The sequence below is a fragment of the Lactobacillus gigeriorum DSM 23908 = CRBIP 24.85 genome (assembly GCF_000296855.1).
In the GTDB taxonomy this organism is placed as follows: Bacteria; Bacillota; Bacilli; order Lactobacillales; family Lactobacillaceae; genus Lactobacillus; species Lactobacillus gigeriorum.
In genome coordinates, this window is the sequence record NZ_CAKC01000033.1 from 1 (window position 1) to 18,059 (window position 18,059).

General features: G+C 33.9%; 27 protein-coding genes and 1 tRNA gene. 1 reads left to right on the forward strand and 27 read right to left on the reverse strand.

The features are described from left to right. Nucleotides 1-47 precede the first annotated feature (47 nt). The 25 genes from BN52_RS02990 to BN52_RS03105 form a co-directional block, all read right to left on the reverse strand. Nucleotides 48-608 carry a hypothetical protein gene (locus tag BN52_RS02990; protein ID WP_008472701.1) on the reverse strand — a complete coding sequence of 187 codons (561 nt, stop codon included), beginning with the start codon at nucleotides 606-608 and terminating at the stop codon, nucleotides 48-50. A 14-nt stretch (nucleotides 609-622) separates the two neighbouring features. After that, nucleotides 623-1,162: a phage scaffolding protein gene (locus tag BN52_RS02995; protein WP_008472702.1), complete on the reverse strand. Its 540-nt coding sequence runs from the start codon at nucleotides 1,160-1,162 to the stop codon at nucleotides 623-625. A 130-nt stretch (nucleotides 1,163-1,292) separates the two neighbouring features. Continuing rightward, nucleotides 1,293-1,634 (reverse strand): YjcQ family protein, encoded by a 342-nt coding sequence (locus BN52_RS03000; protein WP_008472703.1) that lies wholly within the window; start codon nucleotides 1,632-1,634, stop codon nucleotides 1,293-1,295. A 3-nt stretch (nucleotides 1,635-1,637) separates the two neighbouring features. After that, entirely contained in the window at nucleotides 1,638-1,898 is a 261-nt protein-coding gene (locus BN52_RS03005; RefSeq protein WP_008472704.1) for a hypothetical protein, read from the reverse strand. Then, a complete protein-coding gene (locus BN52_RS09750; RefSeq protein ID WP_008472705.1) occupies nucleotides 1,886-3,391 on the reverse strand; it encodes a minor capsid protein in 1,506 nt (501 codons plus the stop codon). Before BN52_RS09750 ends, BN52_RS03005 begins: the two co-directional genes overlap by 13 nt. Nucleotides 3,392-3,393: 2 nt before the next feature. Continuing rightward, nucleotides 3,394-4,860 (reverse strand): phage portal protein, encoded by a 1,467-nt coding sequence (locus BN52_RS03015; protein ID WP_040473337.1) that lies wholly within the window; start codon nucleotides 4,858-4,860, stop codon nucleotides 3,394-3,396. Further along, nucleotides 4,851-6,074, reverse strand: a complete 1,224-nt coding sequence (locus BN52_RS03020; protein ID WP_008472708.1) for a PBSX family phage terminase large subunit — start codon at nucleotides 6,072-6,074, stop codon at nucleotides 4,851-4,853. The genes BN52_RS03015 and BN52_RS03020 overlap by 10 nt, the downstream gene beginning before the upstream one ends. Before the next feature lies 1 nt (nucleotide 6,075). Further along, nucleotides 6,076-6,561, reverse strand: a complete 486-nt coding sequence (locus BN52_RS03025; RefSeq protein ID WP_236698477.1) for a phBC6A51 family helix-turn-helix protein — start codon at nucleotides 6,559-6,561, stop codon at nucleotides 6,076-6,078. Between the two features lie 68 nt (nucleotides 6,562-6,629). Then, nucleotides 6,630-7,211: a hypothetical protein gene (locus BN52_RS03030; RefSeq protein ID WP_008472710.1), complete on the reverse strand. Its 582-nt coding sequence runs from the start codon at nucleotides 7,209-7,211 to the stop codon at nucleotides 6,630-6,632. A 127-nt stretch (nucleotides 7,212-7,338) separates the two neighbouring features. After that, nucleotides 7,339-7,421, reverse strand: a tRNA-Tyr gene (locus BN52_RS03035). Between the two features lie 519 nt (nucleotides 7,422-7,940). Continuing rightward, nucleotides 7,941-8,387 carry an ArpU family phage packaging/lysis transcriptional regulator gene (locus BN52_RS03040; RefSeq protein WP_008472711.1) on the reverse strand — a complete coding sequence of 149 codons (447 nt, stop codon included), beginning with the start codon at nucleotides 8,385-8,387 and terminating at the stop codon, nucleotides 7,941-7,943. A 4-nt stretch (nucleotides 8,388-8,391) separates the two neighbouring features. After that, a complete protein-coding gene (locus BN52_RS03045) occupies nucleotides 8,392-8,904 on the reverse strand; it encodes a hypothetical protein (RefSeq protein WP_008472712.1) in 513 nt (170 codons plus the stop codon). Further along, nucleotides 8,894-9,232: a VRR-NUC domain-containing protein gene (locus BN52_RS03050; protein ID WP_008472715.1), complete on the reverse strand. Its 339-nt coding sequence runs from the start codon at nucleotides 9,230-9,232 to the stop codon at nucleotides 8,894-8,896. Before BN52_RS03050 ends, BN52_RS03045 begins: the two co-directional genes overlap by 11 nt. After that, nucleotides 9,219-9,518 carry a hypothetical protein gene (locus BN52_RS03055; protein ID WP_008472716.1) on the reverse strand — a complete coding sequence of 100 codons (300 nt, stop codon included), beginning with the start codon at nucleotides 9,516-9,518 and terminating at the stop codon, nucleotides 9,219-9,221. The genes BN52_RS03050 and BN52_RS03055 overlap by 14 nt, the downstream gene beginning before the upstream one ends. Beyond that, a complete protein-coding gene (locus BN52_RS03060; RefSeq protein ID WP_156640994.1) occupies nucleotides 9,499-9,771 on the reverse strand; it encodes a nucleotide modification associated domain-containing protein in 273 nt (90 codons plus the stop codon). Before BN52_RS03060 ends, BN52_RS03055 begins: the two co-directional genes overlap by 20 nt. Then, entirely contained in the window at nucleotides 9,764-9,994 is a 231-nt protein-coding gene (locus tag BN52_RS03065; RefSeq protein WP_008472718.1) for a hypothetical protein, read from the reverse strand. Before BN52_RS03065 ends, BN52_RS03060 begins: the two co-directional genes overlap by 8 nt. Nucleotides 9,995-10,018: 24 nt before the next feature. After that, nucleotides 10,019-10,249, reverse strand: coding sequence for a hypothetical protein (locus BN52_RS03070; RefSeq protein WP_008472719.1), 231 nt, complete (start codon nucleotides 10,247-10,249; stop codon nucleotides 10,019-10,021). A gap of 284 nt (nucleotides 10,250-10,533) precedes the next feature. Beyond that, on the reverse strand, nucleotides 10,534-12,870 hold the full coding sequence (locus BN52_RS03075; RefSeq protein ID WP_008472720.1) for a phage/plasmid primase, P4 family: 2,337 nt from the start codon (nucleotides 12,868-12,870) through the stop codon (nucleotides 10,534-10,536). Next, a complete protein-coding gene (locus BN52_RS03080; protein WP_008472721.1) occupies nucleotides 12,851-13,366 on the reverse strand; it encodes a DUF669 domain-containing protein in 516 nt (171 codons plus the stop codon). Before BN52_RS03080 ends, BN52_RS03075 begins: the two co-directional genes overlap by 20 nt. Nucleotides 13,367-13,377: 11 nt before the next feature. Beyond that, on the reverse strand, nucleotides 13,378-14,721 hold the full coding sequence (locus tag BN52_RS03085; RefSeq protein ID WP_008472723.1) for a DEAD/DEAH box helicase: 1,344 nt from the start codon (nucleotides 14,719-14,721) through the stop codon (nucleotides 13,378-13,380). After that, nucleotides 14,714-15,427 carry an AAA family ATPase gene (locus BN52_RS03090; RefSeq protein ID WP_008472724.1) on the reverse strand — a complete coding sequence of 238 codons (714 nt, stop codon included), beginning with the start codon at nucleotides 15,425-15,427 and terminating at the stop codon, nucleotides 14,714-14,716. The genes BN52_RS03085 and BN52_RS03090 overlap by 8 nt, the downstream gene beginning before the upstream one ends. A 1-nt stretch (nucleotide 15,428) precedes the next feature. Next, nucleotides 15,429-15,692: a hypothetical protein gene (locus tag BN52_RS03095; protein WP_008472725.1), complete on the reverse strand. Its 264-nt coding sequence runs from the start codon at nucleotides 15,690-15,692 to the stop codon at nucleotides 15,429-15,431. Beyond that, a complete protein-coding gene (locus BN52_RS03100; RefSeq protein WP_008472726.1) occupies nucleotides 15,679-15,936 on the reverse strand; it encodes a hypothetical protein in 258 nt (85 codons plus the stop codon). The genes BN52_RS03095 and BN52_RS03100 overlap by 14 nt, the downstream gene beginning before the upstream one ends. A 145-nt stretch (nucleotides 15,937-16,081) precedes the next feature. Then, a complete protein-coding gene (locus BN52_RS10280) occupies nucleotides 16,082-16,243 on the reverse strand; it encodes a hypothetical protein (protein WP_157685042.1) in 162 nt (53 codons plus the stop codon). Between the two features lie 85 nt (nucleotides 16,244-16,328). Beyond that, complete coding sequence (locus BN52_RS03105) at nucleotides 16,329-16,628, reverse strand: hypothetical protein (protein WP_008472730.1); 300 nt, start codon at nucleotides 16,626-16,628, stop codon at nucleotides 16,329-16,331. A 53-nt stretch (nucleotides 16,629-16,681) separates the two neighbouring features. Between BN52_RS03105 and BN52_RS03110 the strand changes: the two genes are divergently transcribed. Continuing rightward, the gene (locus BN52_RS03110) at nucleotides 16,682-17,035 is read left to right on the forward strand and encodes a hypothetical protein (RefSeq protein WP_008472731.1); all 354 of its coding nucleotides are present in this window, start codon (nucleotides 16,682-16,684) and stop codon (nucleotides 17,033-17,035) included. Here BN52_RS03110 and BN52_RS10075 read toward each other — a convergent pair. Both BN52_RS10075 and BN52_RS03115 read right to left on the reverse strand, forming a co-directional pair. Continuing rightward, nucleotides 17,007-17,153, reverse strand: a complete 147-nt coding sequence (locus tag BN52_RS10075) for a hypothetical protein (protein WP_162260494.1) — start codon at nucleotides 17,151-17,153, stop codon at nucleotides 17,007-17,009. The two genes, BN52_RS03110 and BN52_RS10075, sit on opposite strands and share 29 nt — an antisense overlap. Before the next feature lie 12 nt (nucleotides 17,154-17,165). Continuing rightward, on the reverse strand, nucleotides 17,166-17,945 hold the full coding sequence (locus BN52_RS03115) for a phage antirepressor (RefSeq protein WP_008472733.1): 780 nt from the start codon (nucleotides 17,943-17,945) through the stop codon (nucleotides 17,166-17,168). Nucleotides 17,946-18,059 lie beyond the last annotated feature (114 nt).

The following is an 18,059-nucleotide window of genomic DNA, read 5'->3' on the forward strand; positions in this document are numbered from 1 at the left end:
AGTTTAAATCATATAAATATTTAAGAAAGCAAGATTAGACTAATGGTTTATGGGTTACCGCAAAAATATTGACACTTACCGTACAAGATACGGCCTTGAGCTGGAATACGAGCTTCATCAAAGTTACTCATCATTTCATCGAATAGCTTAAGAACATTCGTTTCATCAACTGATTCAGTGTGAACCCCCTCTTGACCGTCATACTTAACCTTTTGTTGATATAGCTTAGAGAACATTTCTCTGTCCTTTTCAGGCATCTTTGAATCTAAGTTAAATTGACGAGTAATATTAGCAATTGAAACCACCATATCAGTTTCATCAACATCCAAAGGATCTACAAGAGTACTCCAGTAACGTTCGTTGGTTAATTCGTATGAATCCCAGTCATTGCTGTAATTAGCTGCAAAGCCTGTAATAGTTCTACGTTGACGGTCTTGACGACCTGCAGTAATGGTTAAACGCGGTACTTTAATATGTTTTGCTCCATCAAACTTAACCATTGAGTTAGATGGTGAGTTCCATAAATCTGCACTATATAAGTGACCATCATAAAAAGCTTGTTGCACAGCACTTTGGTATGCATCAGCATAGTTAATAACTTCTGCCATTTAATAAATCTCCTCTATTTCTTAAAAACATCAACCATAGCTTGAACCGGATCAGTAGTAGCAGGTGTTCCATTACTTGGTTCATAGTTCTGCTTAATACCTTCATCAAAGATGTATGGTGCAGTTTTGTGAATTTCTTTAATTTGTTCATCCAGTCCTAATAGGTTACCTTGTTCATCAAGCTTAACCTTATCCATATCCAAGAAGCCTTTGATTGCCTTAGTGTCTCTGACCTTGCTTGCATTTAAAGCACGATCAACAGCACTAGTAAGACGTGTTTGATTTAATTTATTAGTAAGATCTGCCGTATCATTCTTATACTTGGTTTCCAATTCCTTGTATGAGTTTGATAATTCTTCATTATCCTTAGCATTCTTACGTAAATTCTTTAAATCTTTATCACGTTCAGCAATTTGAGCTTTTAAAGCATTATTTTCTTCAACAATTGCATCATTACCAGACTTAGCATTATTAATATCTTCACCATTCAAGTCCATAACAGCTTTGATTTGATTTTCATCAAGTCCTAAATCTTTAAGTTGATTTCTTTTCATATAAATTCTCCTTACCTTTTACACGTTTTCTACGAGTTCGCCTCTCACAAGGCATACAAAAAGAGCAGTTTTACGCCAATGCTCAGGGCAAACAAAAAGAGAACCGCCATTAAACGATTCTCCTAATTTATTATGCAAACTTAGTAATTAAAGCAAGCCATTGTGGTAAATGCTTTACAGCTTCCTTTGCTTTTTTCATTTTCGAATTATCTTGCAAATATTCAATTCCTTTAGGTGTAATTTGCAAATTGATGATTTTAATACTGTTACCATTTAATGAATATATCGGAACTATTCCAGTAATATAACCTTCTTTATCTAGGCTCTTTAAGATATATTCCCAATATTCCTGTGGTAAGCCATCACTGAGCTCTTTTAATTCATCATCAGTAATAACTTTCCCTTTTTTAAGCATGGCATATAAAATTTCTAAAAGTTTATAAACTAATACAAAATAATCATCTTTTGCCATATTCTAATCCTCTGACCAATCTGCATAGTCCCAAGCGGCTTCAAGCCTTAAACCATCTTCATTTAAATCGCTATGTGCCTCATTCAGTGAATCTCCAATACATCCTACAGTTTCATCTGAATATTTTTCATAGATATCATAAGAAGGAAGTGGAACATATACGATTCCATTCTTTTCATAAGGATTTTTATAAATTTTATACAACTGAGGATATTTTTCTTTAATGAATTGGAAATCATCTTTTTTAAATCTTAGTGTTTCCATTTTTTATTCCTCCGTTTTCTTGGAACAACTGTAACTAATCTGCCTTTATCACTCAATACAACATAAGCATCATCATCTCTAAAAGGTGTTGAATCGATTCTAGTTGTTCTTTCTGCACTTTGTAACAATTCCTTGATTTTATCTATCGATACGCCTTCACGTCGATGTCCTTGAGGATCCTTTTTTACTCCAAAAATTCTATCAATTAAATGATCACTAAAATCTTTTACCACTTGGCCATTTGATGCTGTTGTACCTACAACTTCATCATTTAATCGATCCATAGCATCTATGTAATCTTGATAAGTAACTACAGGTTCAACAGTGCCTCGCTCTCTTGCTTTAACATAAGCATTCAAGGCTCTTCCTGTACGTTTATTATACAATAATTTGTTATATTCTTTGGCACTTTCAGGAAAGCCATGTATACCAAATTTACCAACTAAATCAGCATATTCCTTTTCTGATTGCTGTTCTTTAACAGTTCGCTTCCATTCACTATAATTCATATTACGTGTCCATTTACCTTTCCCAGTAACTGGATCACGATACCACCGTGTTGGAATATCAGGTAAGTCTTTCATATAAGGAACTGTGGTGCATCTGCAGTAGGGATGCATCAAAGGATAATTAACACCCTCCTTTTCATCCTTAACATTAAAGACACGTTCATCTAAGTGTGCGCAAACTTCACATGTATGAGTTTCTAATGTTGCTAAGTACTGATATTGCTCAATGTCTGAATCTTCATAGAACTCTGCTGTAGCTTTTTCTGCAGCATGCCCCATTTCAGTGATAACTAAACGATGGATATTGGATTTAACCACACCTTGAAACTTATCTCTTAGCATTCGTTCAACACGATTGTAAGAATATCCCAAAGCTGTAGATCTAAACATGACATCAGTTAACACTTCAGGCATTACTTTGGTGTAATTGTTCCAGATTCTTTTACTAAAATTGCCACCCTTCCAAGGTTGATAAACAATATCCTTTAACTCTTGTTCATTAAAGTGAGCAAAGTTAACATCTAAGCCACCTACTACTAGATATTTGTTGTAATTTTCCAATAGGTAAGTATCTTCATACCGTTTGGCTAAACCAATGGCCATATTATCTTCTTCATTATCAGCATATCTAGCAGCTAACTTTTGATATTGTCTGTACAGTTCCTGAAGTCTAGCAATTCTAGTTTTATAATAAGCAGAGTTTAATTCTTTCTCAAAGCCACCAGCTCTAGCCTTGGCTTCAAACTCTGCCAATGTCATATCAAACTTACTAGTATCAATAGAATTTAAATAATCAGCCGCTTCTTTAAGTGACTGATTATTTTCATTAGCATATTTAGTTACCCATTTCTTGGATTCTTTAATAAATTCATTTTCAAGATCTTTAAGACGAGAACGCATAGCAATTTCATATTCAGCATTGGAAGCCATCTCTTTTTGTTTAGCTAAGAGAGCACGTTTCTTCCAGTATTCTTGTGAGTTCATAATTAATCACTAGACTTCTTATTTGCCTTCTCTGATTTATCAGAATCGTTTTTATTATCATTAGAGTAATCTTTATCTTCAGAATCATTAAAGCTCTGAGACGCTCTAAAGCCGTCACTATTTTGAATATCATTTTTTTGATATTTAAGCTCTTGTTGCCAATCATCAACAATAGGATTTGATTTAGCAATTGCTTCTTTACTTGAATAATTAGCAACAGCGGCAATTTCTTGAGCCTTAGCTAAATCATCTTGTACCTGAGTTCTAGTCCAAATCTGGGAGATCTTGATGCTGTCAGCATCCCTCATGCCCAGATAATTCATAATAGCTCTCACAAGCTGACTAATGCCACGTCTAAAGTTTGATTCTGTAATACCAGCTTTTAGTTCCAAATGTGAATACAGCATCTTAATCGCCACACCACTAGCATTGCTATTCTTAAAGTTAGCAGGATCAATGCCTTGACCATAAAGGAAGATATTTTCTTTGGTGGTCTGCAATACTGAATTTCTAGCTTCAACCGGAATATCAATCTGCAGTGTATCAATACCAGATTGATCACCATTTCCTGCATTGTTAAACTTAACGGCCTTGTTTTCCTTCAGATCATGCATGAATTTATCAAGTGATGTGCCACCATAATTCTTTAATACCAGCACTACCTGCTGAATATCATCAATATCATTTAAGAAACCATTGTAAATGTCATCATAAGCATCAATAAGGCCTTTACACTTCTTAAGCTCTGATAACTTAAGTTTATTTTTTGAAAATGCAATGAATGGTACACGTCCAAAATTATGCTTTAATACGTTACTTACACCAGTCTCATAGCCAGCGCTCATATCATAGCTAGTAATGCTGTTATATGGTTCAAGGCTATCAAGATTAGAAGTTGGTTGTTTAAAGAATGTAGCTTCCTTATCATTCCAATATTCGTGAACCGCAAATAGCTTACCAGTATCAGAATCTAACTGCTTGTATGATCTTAATACACCTAACAGCTTATTATCCAAAGTAGTTGAATAAATTGGAGTTATCTGATTAGGTGGAATAATTGCATATCTGAAGTTATTATCCTGATCAACCCAATAATGAAGCCATGCAACACCAGCATTACTGGCATCAATCACTAAGTTATTTACAGTTAAGGCAAAATCATCACCTAAAACTTCAGCAATATCTTCATTATATTTTTCATTACCAACATCAATTTGAGGAGGAACAGTAGCCACATAACCTGCTTCTTGATCAACAAGCAATTGGTAGAAGTTCGATGGTACACGGTTATCAGCATGACGTAATGGATCATCTTTGCCGTCCTTATTCAACTTGGATTTGCCATCGTTTCTGCTTGTAATATCAGTTTCATTTCTATAATATTTCAATGCATTTTCATAACGCTTCAAAAAACCAGCACGTTGCGTGCTGGTATTTTTGATCAGTTCTTGCATTTGTTTTAATTCCACGGGATGTAACCTCCTCCTTTATAATGTTCTGAATAAATTCCATACCTTAAGCAGTCCTCGCTGTCATCGTCTTTTTTAATTGGGGCTTCTTTTTTATCATCCCAAACATAATTGAAAATAGTATTTAACAAGTTAGGTGCTTCATCCTTGTTAATAATTAATTTTCCTTGTTTGAAATAACTATCTACAAACTCCAAGCCACTCAATACATTTTTATTAGCATTAATACAATTGATGCCGTTAACTTGCATTTGATTTACATAATCAACACGAGCCGAATCAGCCCAAAAGACGATATTTCCATATTTTTGTTTAATCTCTTGGGCAATATCTATCCAATAATCAATGAATCTATGCTCATGTGCCCATTCCTTAATCAAATAGGATGTGCCTTTGTCATCATCACCAAACAATTGAATAACGCCTTTGTGCCCTTTGCCAAAACCCCAGTCAATTGATGCATAATATTTAGTCATTTCTGGTAACTGATCAGTTGTGATAGTCATGGTTTCAATATTGAAATCACTAAATATTTGTCCTTCAGCACTAACCCACTTGCCATAGATCATTCGATCTGTATACATTCCAGAAGGCGTAGCAGCTACTAAAGAATCAACATAATCTTTGGATAAAAAAGTATTATCAAAGATTGTAAAATTGAATACTTTAATACGTGCCTTAGGGTCTTTGTTGTCCAAGTAATCTGTCTTAATAAAATTTGTAGGACTATCTGGATTACTGGTTATTAGGATTCTTGCTCCTTCAACAGAGCAACGGTTAATTATTTCTTGAAATACGCCTTGATCTGCTAAAGTCGCTTCATCAATCAAAGCACCATAAGCAGTAGCACCACGAATAGAACCAATACCACGGACTGAGCCTGTATATGCAGGAACAATTTCAACTCCCAATAACGAATAATGCCCATGCCTATCAACAGGGATGCTGATACCGAATTCATTTTCAATTGAAGCAATGATGTTTGTATAAATCGAGTTACTAGAATATCCAGCCAATATATAAATTGGTCGTTTAACATTGTTTTTCTTTGCTAATTTTGCGACCCGTTTTAATTCAAGCAATAGCATCCAATTTGAAATATATGTTTTACCTGATCGAACTGCGCCAATCAAAAAAAGATACTTCCAATCATCATTCAAATAAGATTGAAGCACCTTTTGCTGTTTCTTTGTAAATAAATCGTTTAACGCCATGTTACTTTTTGTCGCTTTCACTAATCAACTTATTCATAAGTTCATCAAGTTTATCATCACCCTCGCTGCCTAAACGTTCCACAACATTTGCTCTAGCTTCTGCCACACGAGCATCAGCATTAGCTTTACGAATTCTAGCTTTATCTAATTCAGGTGTTGAATTATCAGATAATAAATTAGCGTATTTAAAAAGCATTTGAATGAGTTGAAATTTAACCATTGCAGATGTTTTCGGATTTTCCAATAATTCATAAGATTGCTGAACAGCTAAAGGCAATGCGCTATTTAGCTTATTAAGGCTATAGTCATGTAAGCCACGTATAAAGTCAGGATCTTTTTTCCAACGCCTAATAGTTTTTTCATCAACACCAATTTCAGTGCCGATTTCGGCATTAGTAAAACGGTGCTCAAATACCATTTCTACAGCCTTTTGACGCTTTTTATTTAATTTTTGGAAAGCCCCTTTTTCGGACATTTTATTTTTCACACCATTTCACCACCGCCTTAAATTTATGCAAAATAAAAAGCCAGCTTAATTAGCTGACTTAAAAATATCTATTTACTTATAAAAGCTGCAACAATCGTTGCCAATGCTGGAACTACAATTGTCAATAGACTAGTAACATCAATTTTCCGCTTTTCTTTTTTCTCTTTGTTTTTTGATTTACTGTAAATAAAGAAAATACCAATTATAATATCCAAAATATACGTTGCGATAAACCAGTACTTTCCTTTAAACAACAGTAAATATACAAGCATCAAAATATTTAAAGCAATCAACAACCCCATATAATATAAATCAGCATGAGACGTTGAAATCATAGTCAAAATCATCAACATCACACTTAAGATGGCAGAAAATACAAATGTTGTTTGAATGATATTGTCGAAAAAGAACAGCCAATCAAAATTCTTATTATTTAAGCCTAGTGAATAAACCGCATCAGAAAAAAGTCGTAGTAGATAAACTAAAATGATTCCCTGAATGACATAACTGCCATTATCATTCATCCAGCTATATATTTGTTTAAGTTTCTTGAGAAAGTTCTCCTTCAATCCTTCCTTTTCCTTGCCTTCATTATTAGTGGATTCTTTTTCCTCATTAGTTGGTTTGATTTCTTTAATTACTTTTGACATTAGATTTGCCTCCTAATTCCTTATTGTTTACAGTGATTGTACAAAAAAATAAATTTCTTGCCTAATTTTTTAAAACTGCCAGAATTTTGAGACAAATATTTTTTAGTTTTATGTCATCACGGACAAATGGTAAGAGTAGGATTCGAACCTACAAAGCCATAAGGCAACAGTTTTACAGACTGTCAGCGTTAACCATTTGCATATCTTACCAGAAAGCCTTGCTAATTCGTGGTTTCGTTCTTTCAAGGAGGACGGAATTGTTATAGCTTAGCAAGGCCATGAGAAACATAGGACTAGAACCTACAACCCATTTTCTAAATTTTGATGCTTTTAATAAAAATTAAGGCTATTCCAATGTTCTCATTAAAACCGTGATGGGACTTACACCCATACCACCGTAACTGCAATAGTCGGACGTGTCTTTTTTACTCATTCGAATTTTCATGTGCGCCAATTTAAAATTAAAACGAAGGTGCAACTTATTTACTGACGCTTGCTAACATCACTAAGGATGATGCAGGATTTCCACCTGCCCCGTGTACACATCGGTTGTAGCCAATTGATGAAATTTTACCTATAAATTTTACGTACAAATATCATCCTTGAAGAAAAATAAATTGTTATTTATCGAAATCTTTGGGGGGATATTTCCACATCTTTCGATACTACTATAATACAACGCTTAATCCGCTATGTTGTACTCTATTTGTATCTAAGTTGTACTTTTTATTAAGCATAAACATGTAGATCAACAACAGGCTTACAATGGAATTTTACTTGTTGATAAGTAAAGTTATCCGCAAATTCAAACAGCGCTTTTTTTCTGAGTGCTGCCACTTTCGAATGACTGCTGTAAAGCATCCGTTCAATCTCTGCCCAAGTATGTTTATTAATAAGGAGGTTTTTTAGAATGACTTGGGAATTATAAGAGCAGTGATTGATTGCTGTTACAGTAGCATCCACAGTTAACTGTGTTGTAATTCCATTGATAAGCATAGCATCACGTGAATTGGTATTGCTAGATGTTCCAGGATCTTCTAAATTTGGAGATGTAATATATGTACGATTGTTACCACTAAGAGCAAGCAAGCGATCTAAATCATCGCTAAAAAATCTTGCTACTCTATCAAGTGTTTTCTTTTCATCGATTTTATCGAAAAATTCATCACTGTACATGTACTCACTCCATCAAGTTATAAATCCTGTGCTTTCTGTAAGAATCGATCCCACGTTTTACATAAATATTTTCTTCATCTGGATCTATGTAGTATTCTCCATCATCAATCTGCTCCCATCGTCGCCTTTCTGCCCAAAGAAGCCAACCATTGCTTTTTATTGCAGATAATCTAGTTTTATATCCAAGTGCTCTAGCGATTGAAGCCATGTTTGCACCATGAATTCTGTATTTACCTTTTGTAGCTACATACCTAAATTGGGGCCTAGTCAACAATTGGTTCTGCTCTTTGATTTTATTGAGCTTTGCTATACCTAGCTTCAATTTCTTGCAAACTTCATTAAGGGAATAGCCTTTAATGATTAATGCTTTTACTTTTTCAGTAGTATCATCAGGCTTTTCTTTAGCAAGTAAGATTGATCTAGCTTCTAGCAACCGTTGATCATCATCAGGACATTTAGCAACAGAACCATATTCCAATTCAACTTGGTGCAATAACTCTAAAATTCTAGAATCCATAGCCCACCAGACTTTCATTTATAATTTTTAAAGCATCTTCAGTACTTCTAGCAATTCCATGAATAACTTGATGTGATTGAAGAAATCTGTGGAAAGTAATCTGTTCCGGTCTAGGCTTACCAGTTGCAGATTTAACTTCAATAAAGAATATCCGACCATCTGACCATCTAAATCCCATTAAATCCGGAAATCCTTTGGGCAGTCCTGTATCAAACCACCGGCCATCTGCAGTTTTTACCTTTCCTACATTAGTTCTAAAAATCGTGCAGCCATTTCTGGAAACTGCCACCTGAATACGCTTCTGTATCTCATGTTCACTCAAAATCATAGACATCAAAATAATTCCAATTTCCATCTGGTCCAATATGACGTTTAAAAGTAGTGAAATCTTCCAATTTATCTTTAGGTAAATAGAGATTTACAGAATCTGTTTTAGGATCCCAAATGAATAACAATTTCCACTTAGCTTTTTTACCATAGTCATCTTCAAACCTAAGATTAACATTGAGCTTTTTTACATTACCCAAATTGTGCCACTCTCCAAGCGAATAATAAAAATTATCAGCTTGATCAGGCAGCATCATTGAAATTAAATTATCGATTTCTTCTAGCATCCAAATACCTCACCATTAAAATTGCATAACCGGCTAAATCCGTTAAAGTATCTGTTAAGCTTTCACCTAAATCGTCAATTTTTGGATTTTTAACCAAATTAATTAATCTATTTTGCTTATCATAAATTCTAGTAACTCCGGCAATTAATCCTAAGTCGTCTAATGACTTATCAAAGGAATTGCCATAAGCCTCATTCTTTTTTTCTAGAATGTCAGATAATTTATCTGTATAAGATTTAAAATTATCAGTCATCATTGCCTCCTAGCGATTGAATAAGAAATTCCGCATTTTTGCGAAATCTATTATTAATATCGTTTACTGCAGTTCTTCTGTTTTGTTCGTTCTTAACCAATCGATAGAGTAGATGGCTTTCACCTTTAAGATTATTTTTTAAAGCATATTCAAACATATGCAGTTCTATATTCGACCAGTCTTGAACGTTATCACGATTTAATTCTTTACCTTTAACTAGCATTTTTAGCCACCACAATAATTACAATCATTTTTTGAGTTCATACTTCACCTGTTTTACATACAAAATGTTATCTAGATTAATATATAGTTCTTTAACATCCCTTTGACTGAAAGACATAAAAGGATTGTAATCTTCAATTCCATATCCTTGAATGAAACAATTATCTGCTTTGTTGTAAATTTCCCAGTCATAATCTGTATCAGTTAGCAGAATTGTTTCTTTATCGACTAATTTCACTAAAAATCCATGTTTCATTGTTTGTTGCTCCTATATCCACACTTTGAGTAGTGTATGATGGTGTATCTTTAGTGTATGATAAAGCGTTTATCATACACTGCTATAAACGTTGATATATAGACGTTTAAAGCCATTTGGTGTATGAAGTGTACCTTTTTTCTAATAAAAGAGAAAAGAAAAATAAATATATAAAATATAAAAAGTTATAAAAAAAGATACACATCCTACACTTTAAAAACTCAAAACCACTCCCAACCCGCATCCCACTTGAGTTTTAGGCTAGTGTATGATCATACATTAAGCTACACCATATTGAATTGATAACCCTGATTTTTATCTATATCAATACCCAAATAAAAGTTTCCGCTGTTTAAACGCTTCTTTTCAAATCTTTTTCCAATCTCTTGACCAAATTTACGACTATTCATTTCATAGTTATTTGTATCTTTAGCCCATTCTCTATATTCTTTAAAAAGTTCACTAGACTTAACAAGCTCACCATCGGCAACAATGCATCTATCATTGATAAACGATTGAATAACGTCCATTTCTTCACGATATTCATTGCTTGCCTGTTTAACAGCTAATGGCTCTTTGAGTCCTTCACGTTGCCACATCATTGCGCCTTCAATAGCCCAATTAAGAATTCCAACAGCTTCAGCTTTTAGTTTATCTTCCAAATGCTTATCAACCTTATCATCAGGAATTTTATATTTAAAAGGAATTATTATCATTCTTCGCCAAATACCATCATCTGTTCCATAGATTGTTGGTTTATGGTTAGTAGCCATCCAAAGTTTAAAAATCGGCTTGAATTCAAAATCTTTACCATATTGATATCTAGCAACTATGGTATCCCCACCTGTCATTTGTTTTACCAAAGATTCATCAAGTCGGTCGCCTTCATTAGCTTCGGAACTGATAACAACCCTTGCTCCCTCTAATCGTGCAATATCTGAATTAGCACCCTGTGAGCCATATTTTTTCATGATTGAACTAGCATTCATGGTTTTAGCATAGCCACCTGATATAAAGGCCACAATGTTCATTAATACTGATTTACCATTTCGACCATTGCCATTTAAAACAAACATTACTTGTTCAACAATTGATCCAGTTAGACTGTATCCAATAACTTTTTGAACATAGTGAATCAATTCTTTATCACCCTGAAAAATCTGATTCAAGAATGCTTTCCATGTTGGACAATCGTATGTATCGCTATATTCAACACCAGTTTCCTGAGTAAACATCTTTGATACATCATGATCGTGTAATACACCATTGGTAAGATCGACATAGCCACTAGGTGTATTTAAAAGCATTGCTTCTTTATCCCATTCTGAGTGCTGAACAGGCAGCAAGTGCCTTGCACCTTTAAGCATATTGGTGTGAGCTTGGAGTGATCTTTCACGTTTACAAAACTTATCCCATGCTTTGGCAATTTTTTCTTGATCTTTATCACTAGTATTTTCAGGAACAACAATAGTTTCATCTTTCAAAGAATTAATTACTACATCACCGGCTTTTTCAGCTAGTCCATTATTATCCTCGCTCCAATAACTACCATTGTATGAATACCAAATTCTATCAACCATAGACCAACGAAACCTATCACCAAATTGATCTTTAAACCTTAGAGCCATACCCATATCATCCCATGACCGTGGAGGATGCTCTACTTTATCTTTGCTTTTTAAAGGTTTGTTGAATGCAAACGAATAATCATAGTTATTTTCAGCTGATCCTTTATAAACATTTTGCGTTTCATTAATTGCTTTATTTAAAGTTGCTTGTCCGTATGTAACAGCTCCGTGTTTTTCGTCCCATTTATCACGAATCAAACTAGAGTTTCTAAAAATTTGATCCATCTTGGAATAATCTCGACCACACCAGAATGCTAAGTAATTACAAAAAGCAATATCTGCTTCAGAATGACTAGGATAATATTTTTCCCAACCGCCTTGCATAAACAGCTTAATGATTTGACCATTTTTAGATTCATACATTTTTGAAAGAATTTCAGAAATAGTCATATCATTGATTTCTACTGGATGATTGGGATTAAGCTCAATAACTTTATCCTTGCCAAATAAAAACTCATAAAGTTTTTTCAACTCAGTTTCATCAAGCGATTGAATTTGATTATTGCCAATGGTATTTCCAGTTAAAGCAAAGAATCTACCAGATTCATACAATTCAAAATTTCCTTTTCTTCGCCTTTTTCCAGGAATTTTTCCCTTAAAAATTGCATGGATTCCATTGCCTGATTGACTGATTTCCATATAAGTTCCATTAGTCAATTCAATAATTTGGCTAACAATAGTATCTGGAGCTCCATTGCGATAATCATATAAATCATCAGCAATATTATCAATATCCAATCCTACATATCCATTATCAAAATAAAATGCTAATCCAGCAGCACGATCAAACTTTTCGATTCCTCTAACAGCTGTTCCATAATCAGACCAAGTATTTGGATCATTGCTTTTACCATTAGTTCCATCATAAGAATTGATTGGAATTTTTGTATTTTTATGTCTCGACTCTATCCACTTTAATTCAAAGTTTCCCCATTGCTTCAAATTTTGCAATTCAATAGGGATGTTTTGGTAATTAGAATGGAATGTCTTCATTTGTCAAAACCTCAGTGCCTTGATTACCAGAAAATGGATTGCTTTGTACCTGTAGTGGATATTTAGTTACAGCAAATGAATTTGGCCATATTTGATTTCTTTCAGTTGTTCTGCCATTGTATTCATCTTTACTTATTGCGACTTTTACTCTCACAGGTTTACCGGTTAACAGTTGTGACCAATGATTCCAATCTCTAACTTCCACCCCTTCTGGAACACCTGCAGCCTTCATTACATAACTCAATTCCGATTGGTCATATTCGCCAGTCTTTTTTCTGCGCCAAATATTTGCAAAAACTAATCTATTATGTTGTTTACCATTGGTATCAGGCATAGCTTGATCCAAGTCGGTTCTAATTCTTAATGCAATATTGATATACTCTGCACCGCTTTTAGTTGCATCTGGTTCAGTATGATCAATAATGCATTCATAAATTCCTTCTGGTACCAAAGTATTTTTGTCTAAATCTTTATAATCAGTTGTAAATAAACCCATTTTTATTTCTCCTATCTAATTAATCCTAATGCTTTACCTTTGTAGTAAGCCCAACCTGGTTTATATCCTTTAGCTTTAGCATATTGATAAAGCTCTTCCATGCTTTTTGCTTCATTAGGATTGACTAATATAACGTAATTTGTTGTAAAAAGAATTGGCTTTTCAGAATTGTCTACTATATCCATTTCAGTTTTATCTTCCAAATTTAAGGCTTTTGCATTCTTTTTGGTTTTTCCAATTTTAGTTCCACAATTAGGACATTCGGAATAACTTGCTGGAAACACTGCAAAACAATTCTTACAGATTGCTATTTTTAGATCATCTTCTGATTTTCGAGTGGCTTTTTTTCTATCTTCAAGCGTCCAAACTCTGTAATCCCGTGGAAATCCAAAGGGAGCTTTTGTTTTACTTTTGCTACTGCCAATTACTTCTTTTTGTTCAAAATTTCCTACATGATCAATAATTACAGCCTTTTTTCCATCCTGATACCTCATACATCTCATAGCCTGCTGCAGATATAAAACTAAAGATTTAGTAGGCCTTAGCATAATTACACATTGACAATCTGGGACATTAAAGCCCTCACTAACTAAATCTACATTTACTAGAACTTGAATTTCACCAGTTCTAAATTTGTTCATTATTTGGGTTCTTACTTTGGTTGGAGTTTTGGAATCAACTTCAACTGCTTGAATACCATCAGCAATAAATTTACCTGCTACCAATTTTGCAGCTTTAATTGAAGGCGTATAAACAATTGTTTTTAACCCCTCAGCGTGTTGATGATACGTCTTTAACATATCCCCAAAATTTATTGTTTTAATAAATTTAGCCATTGATTTACTTGTATAATCTTGGTTTGAATATGATTGTAATTTTTTATAATCACCAAGCTTCCTAGATATATACAAGTAAGGTGCCAATTTTTTATTATCAATTAATTCCTGAACTTGCATCCCTTCAACCATGACATCATATATATCTGTAAATCCTTTACCAGACATTCGCCATGGTGTAGCTGTAAATCCTAATCTAGGAACATTGCTAAAATAATTGATGATCTTCATGTACTGTCCTGCACGAGTATGATGTGCTTCATCAATGATAATCAATTGAGGTTTCGGGATTTCTTTTAAGTGATTAGCGATTTTTCCCACTGTGGAAATAATGCATCTATTCAAATCAACATCATTCTGCTTAAATGAATCTTTGATTTGCTTAACTAGTTCTTTTCTGTGAACAAAGAATAAAATTCTATTACCTTTGTTTGTTGCTAGTCTTGCAATTTCAGCAATAATTACTGATTTTCCTGATCCTGGAGGACTGACAATCATTACACTTTTATGATTATGCATCAGCTGCTGTCTTGTCTGATTCACTATCTTCTGTTGATAGGGATATAGTGAATAGGTCACTAGCTTTCACCGCTTTTCTGTTATCTAAACGATTCTTAGCATAAGTTCCAATATCGCCTTGCAAAATAATCCCACGTTCACCGTTTTTAGGATTTTGGATCAGTCTACCAACAACATCACAATTTCCCATTAAATAGTCTCTAGCTTTGTCTCTAAGATCTGGACCATATTGCATAAACTTTTGGCCATTAGCATCTGTAACATTTGTCATTTCTTCCCATGCTGTTACGTAAATATTAATTTTCCAATGAAATATGTGACTAATAAATCTGATTATCCAGTTTACAAATTCGTTGTAGTGAGCAATTTGATTATCTAATCCATTCTTTGTTTCTTTGGCTTTTTCAATAAACCACATCTTTTGCAAATTAGATACGTTATCTACAACTAAATTGTCATAATCATTTGGATTAAAATCCCTGACAAAATCTTGTATATCTTCAATAGGTTTATCAGGATCCAGAATCCAAATATTTTCCTTATGTTGTTTCCAGTAATTTATCCTCTTAAACGATTCATCAAGAGATAACAAATAAGTTTTTCCTTTAAGATATTTACTTTCAGTAGTTTTACCTACTCCCGAAGCACCATAGATTAACCAGCGAAAAGCTTGATTATCTTCCTCAGTCCATTTAAATTTAGGCATGTTATTTCTCCTTTATAGGTTGGTCCTTAGCTTCTTGTAGTAACTTGCGATAAGCTTCTTCAGGTATGATCCTTGTAAGTTGAGCTACATACTCTTCAGGGCTAGCACCATATGTTGAAGGAAAATCCGGCTCAATTGACTTAAGCCAATTTAATCCTTTTTGGTACGTTCCTTGAGTTTTGGCTTCTTCGATAAGCTCATCTTCCCACTTAGGAATTTCTGCTTGTATTGAATGAACCCAATCGCTAAAATCAGTAAGTCTCATTACTTATATACCTCCCTTGGTAATAATTCTTTATTTGTTCATCAACAAAATAAGGATCTCTATTTAGTGAGTCAAAAAGGCTCTTACATAAATCTTGCCAAGTTGGATAATCCATCTCTTTAGCTAACTGTAAAATTCCAACATTACATAGCCTCCAACATAGAAATTCTTGACAGTTTTGAAAATCTCCATCTTCACCAATGAGATAATCTTTGCCATCTACCGTAACAATTAATGTTTCCATGTGTTATACTTCCTTTGGTTATATTTTTATTTAAGTCGATCATTGCCGTGATCGGCTTTTTTCTTTTTCAAAGGATCATAAATTGCATTGCTTGCAGCAATCAATCCTTCTTTTGTTTTTTGGCTTTGTCGTTTTGGTATTCGCATTATTCATTACCTCCTACAATAATTAACATCAATAACAACATAACGATTGGAACCATAATCAACAGGTAATTGCTATCTCCCGTACTAATTACTTTAATCGTTAAGAATGTTACAAATCCTGTTGCCATAATCATTAGCAAGATCAATATTTTTTCTATCAAAGTCATACCTCGCTAGATTAAGATAAATGATCCCAACCAGAACAGAATGAAACCCAAGGCAATCACTAAGCCCAAGTGTTGATCTCTACTTAGCATCCCAATCAATCTCCTTCCTATGTTCATTCATCCAAATGGCAGCAGGATATTCAAAGATAGTCATCTTTCCACCTCTGCCAGGATGGATATTGCTTACCCAGTCGGGTTTAAAAACATATAAAATGTTTCGCTTAACCCAAGCCTGTCCATGTGGTTTGCAATACTTTTTGGCAAATTCCTGAACATTGATTGTTCTTCCTACAATTTGTTCTTCAGGAACATAGCCACGCTTCTTCATTACTTGATCAATGAGTTCAATCATTGAAGTTTCATCAAGTGCTACTTGCATGTTGATCACTCCTAACATCTGATAAAATTAATTTTGAGAAAGAAGGCATTAATATGATTGAAACCATACGCGCTGAACGTGTTCTTTTAAAGAAGTTAGCCAAATATAAGTCGATAAATCATAATGATCCTATAATTACTAAAGACCCTTATTTGATCAAAGATCTTGTAGATAAAGGATTAGTTCAAATTTATCCAGTAAATAAAGTTAAGAATCACATAACTAATATGGTTGATTTTAATTATTCTCTATCACCGGAAGGTGAGCATTATTTTCAAGAACAACATGAACAATTTAGAAAATTTCTTCTTAGAAGTGTTCTAGTGCCTATAATTGTTTCAGTTATAACTACCCTCTTAACAACTCAACTAATTCCATTTATCTTGCATACAATGCTGCCAAAGTGAGTAATGTGGTAACTAAACTAACAACAAATGGAATTAGGTAATCACCAATTACTTTTCGATCAAACTGTTTAACTTTTTCATCTATGTCATCATTTGATGGCTTTTTTTGTTTAACCATGTTGATCACTCCTTAGGCTGGTTGATCTTTTTCGATTAAAGGTAAATAACCATTAGCCTTAAGCAACTCATACAAACCTAAACGGCCTTTTTGAGTCCATTTAGTATTCAGTACAGCTTTCTCAGTTCCATCCTTTAATGTCACCATTGTTGTGTTGGAATGAGTCCAGCCTGTTTGTTGGTATTTCGCATATAATAGCCAAGTTGTGCCTTGCTTAAATTGAACTTTTAGCTCATGCAATAACTTATTCATTCTCATTGCCGACATTCCATAATCCTTAGCAATTGCGCTAATAGTTACTAATGAAGGGTTCGCTAAAACCTTGTCATAGTAAGTCGCCTTTGGCTGAAGTTCGTTAACACGTTGTTCAGCAATCAACCTGCCTTCTCGTTCCTTTTTCAATTCAGTAGCCAATTGAATGATCGTGTCAGGATTAAGCAGTACTTCCTGGATCTTCTCAGGCGTCATGTATGCTCCGTGTTTGCGGATCGCTGGAAGTATTTCTTCAGCTACAAAGTCATTAAATCTTTCAGCGTTTGGAGCATGAGATTTAAAAATCAATTTATAAAGACCAGGCTCAGAAATTATTGTCATATTCTGCATTCCACTAGGTGTTTCCATTTCGGCAACACCTTTAAATTTGTCTGGTACATTTTTGCTAATTGCTGATCGTGGACTAGCATATCCAAGAATCTCTGCTATATCTTTTCCAACAAACCAAGGCTGATCATTAATCAATACGATCCTTATGTGGGATCCTTCAAAATCAAAAAGCTTAATATCTTTATTCATCGTTATAGTTCCTTTCTAAAAGGGAATTAGTTTCCAAAAAAAAGAATTTCTTTGGCATATTATATACTTCCGCCATTTTATCAAGCATTTTTTGAGTAATATCAGAAGGATCTG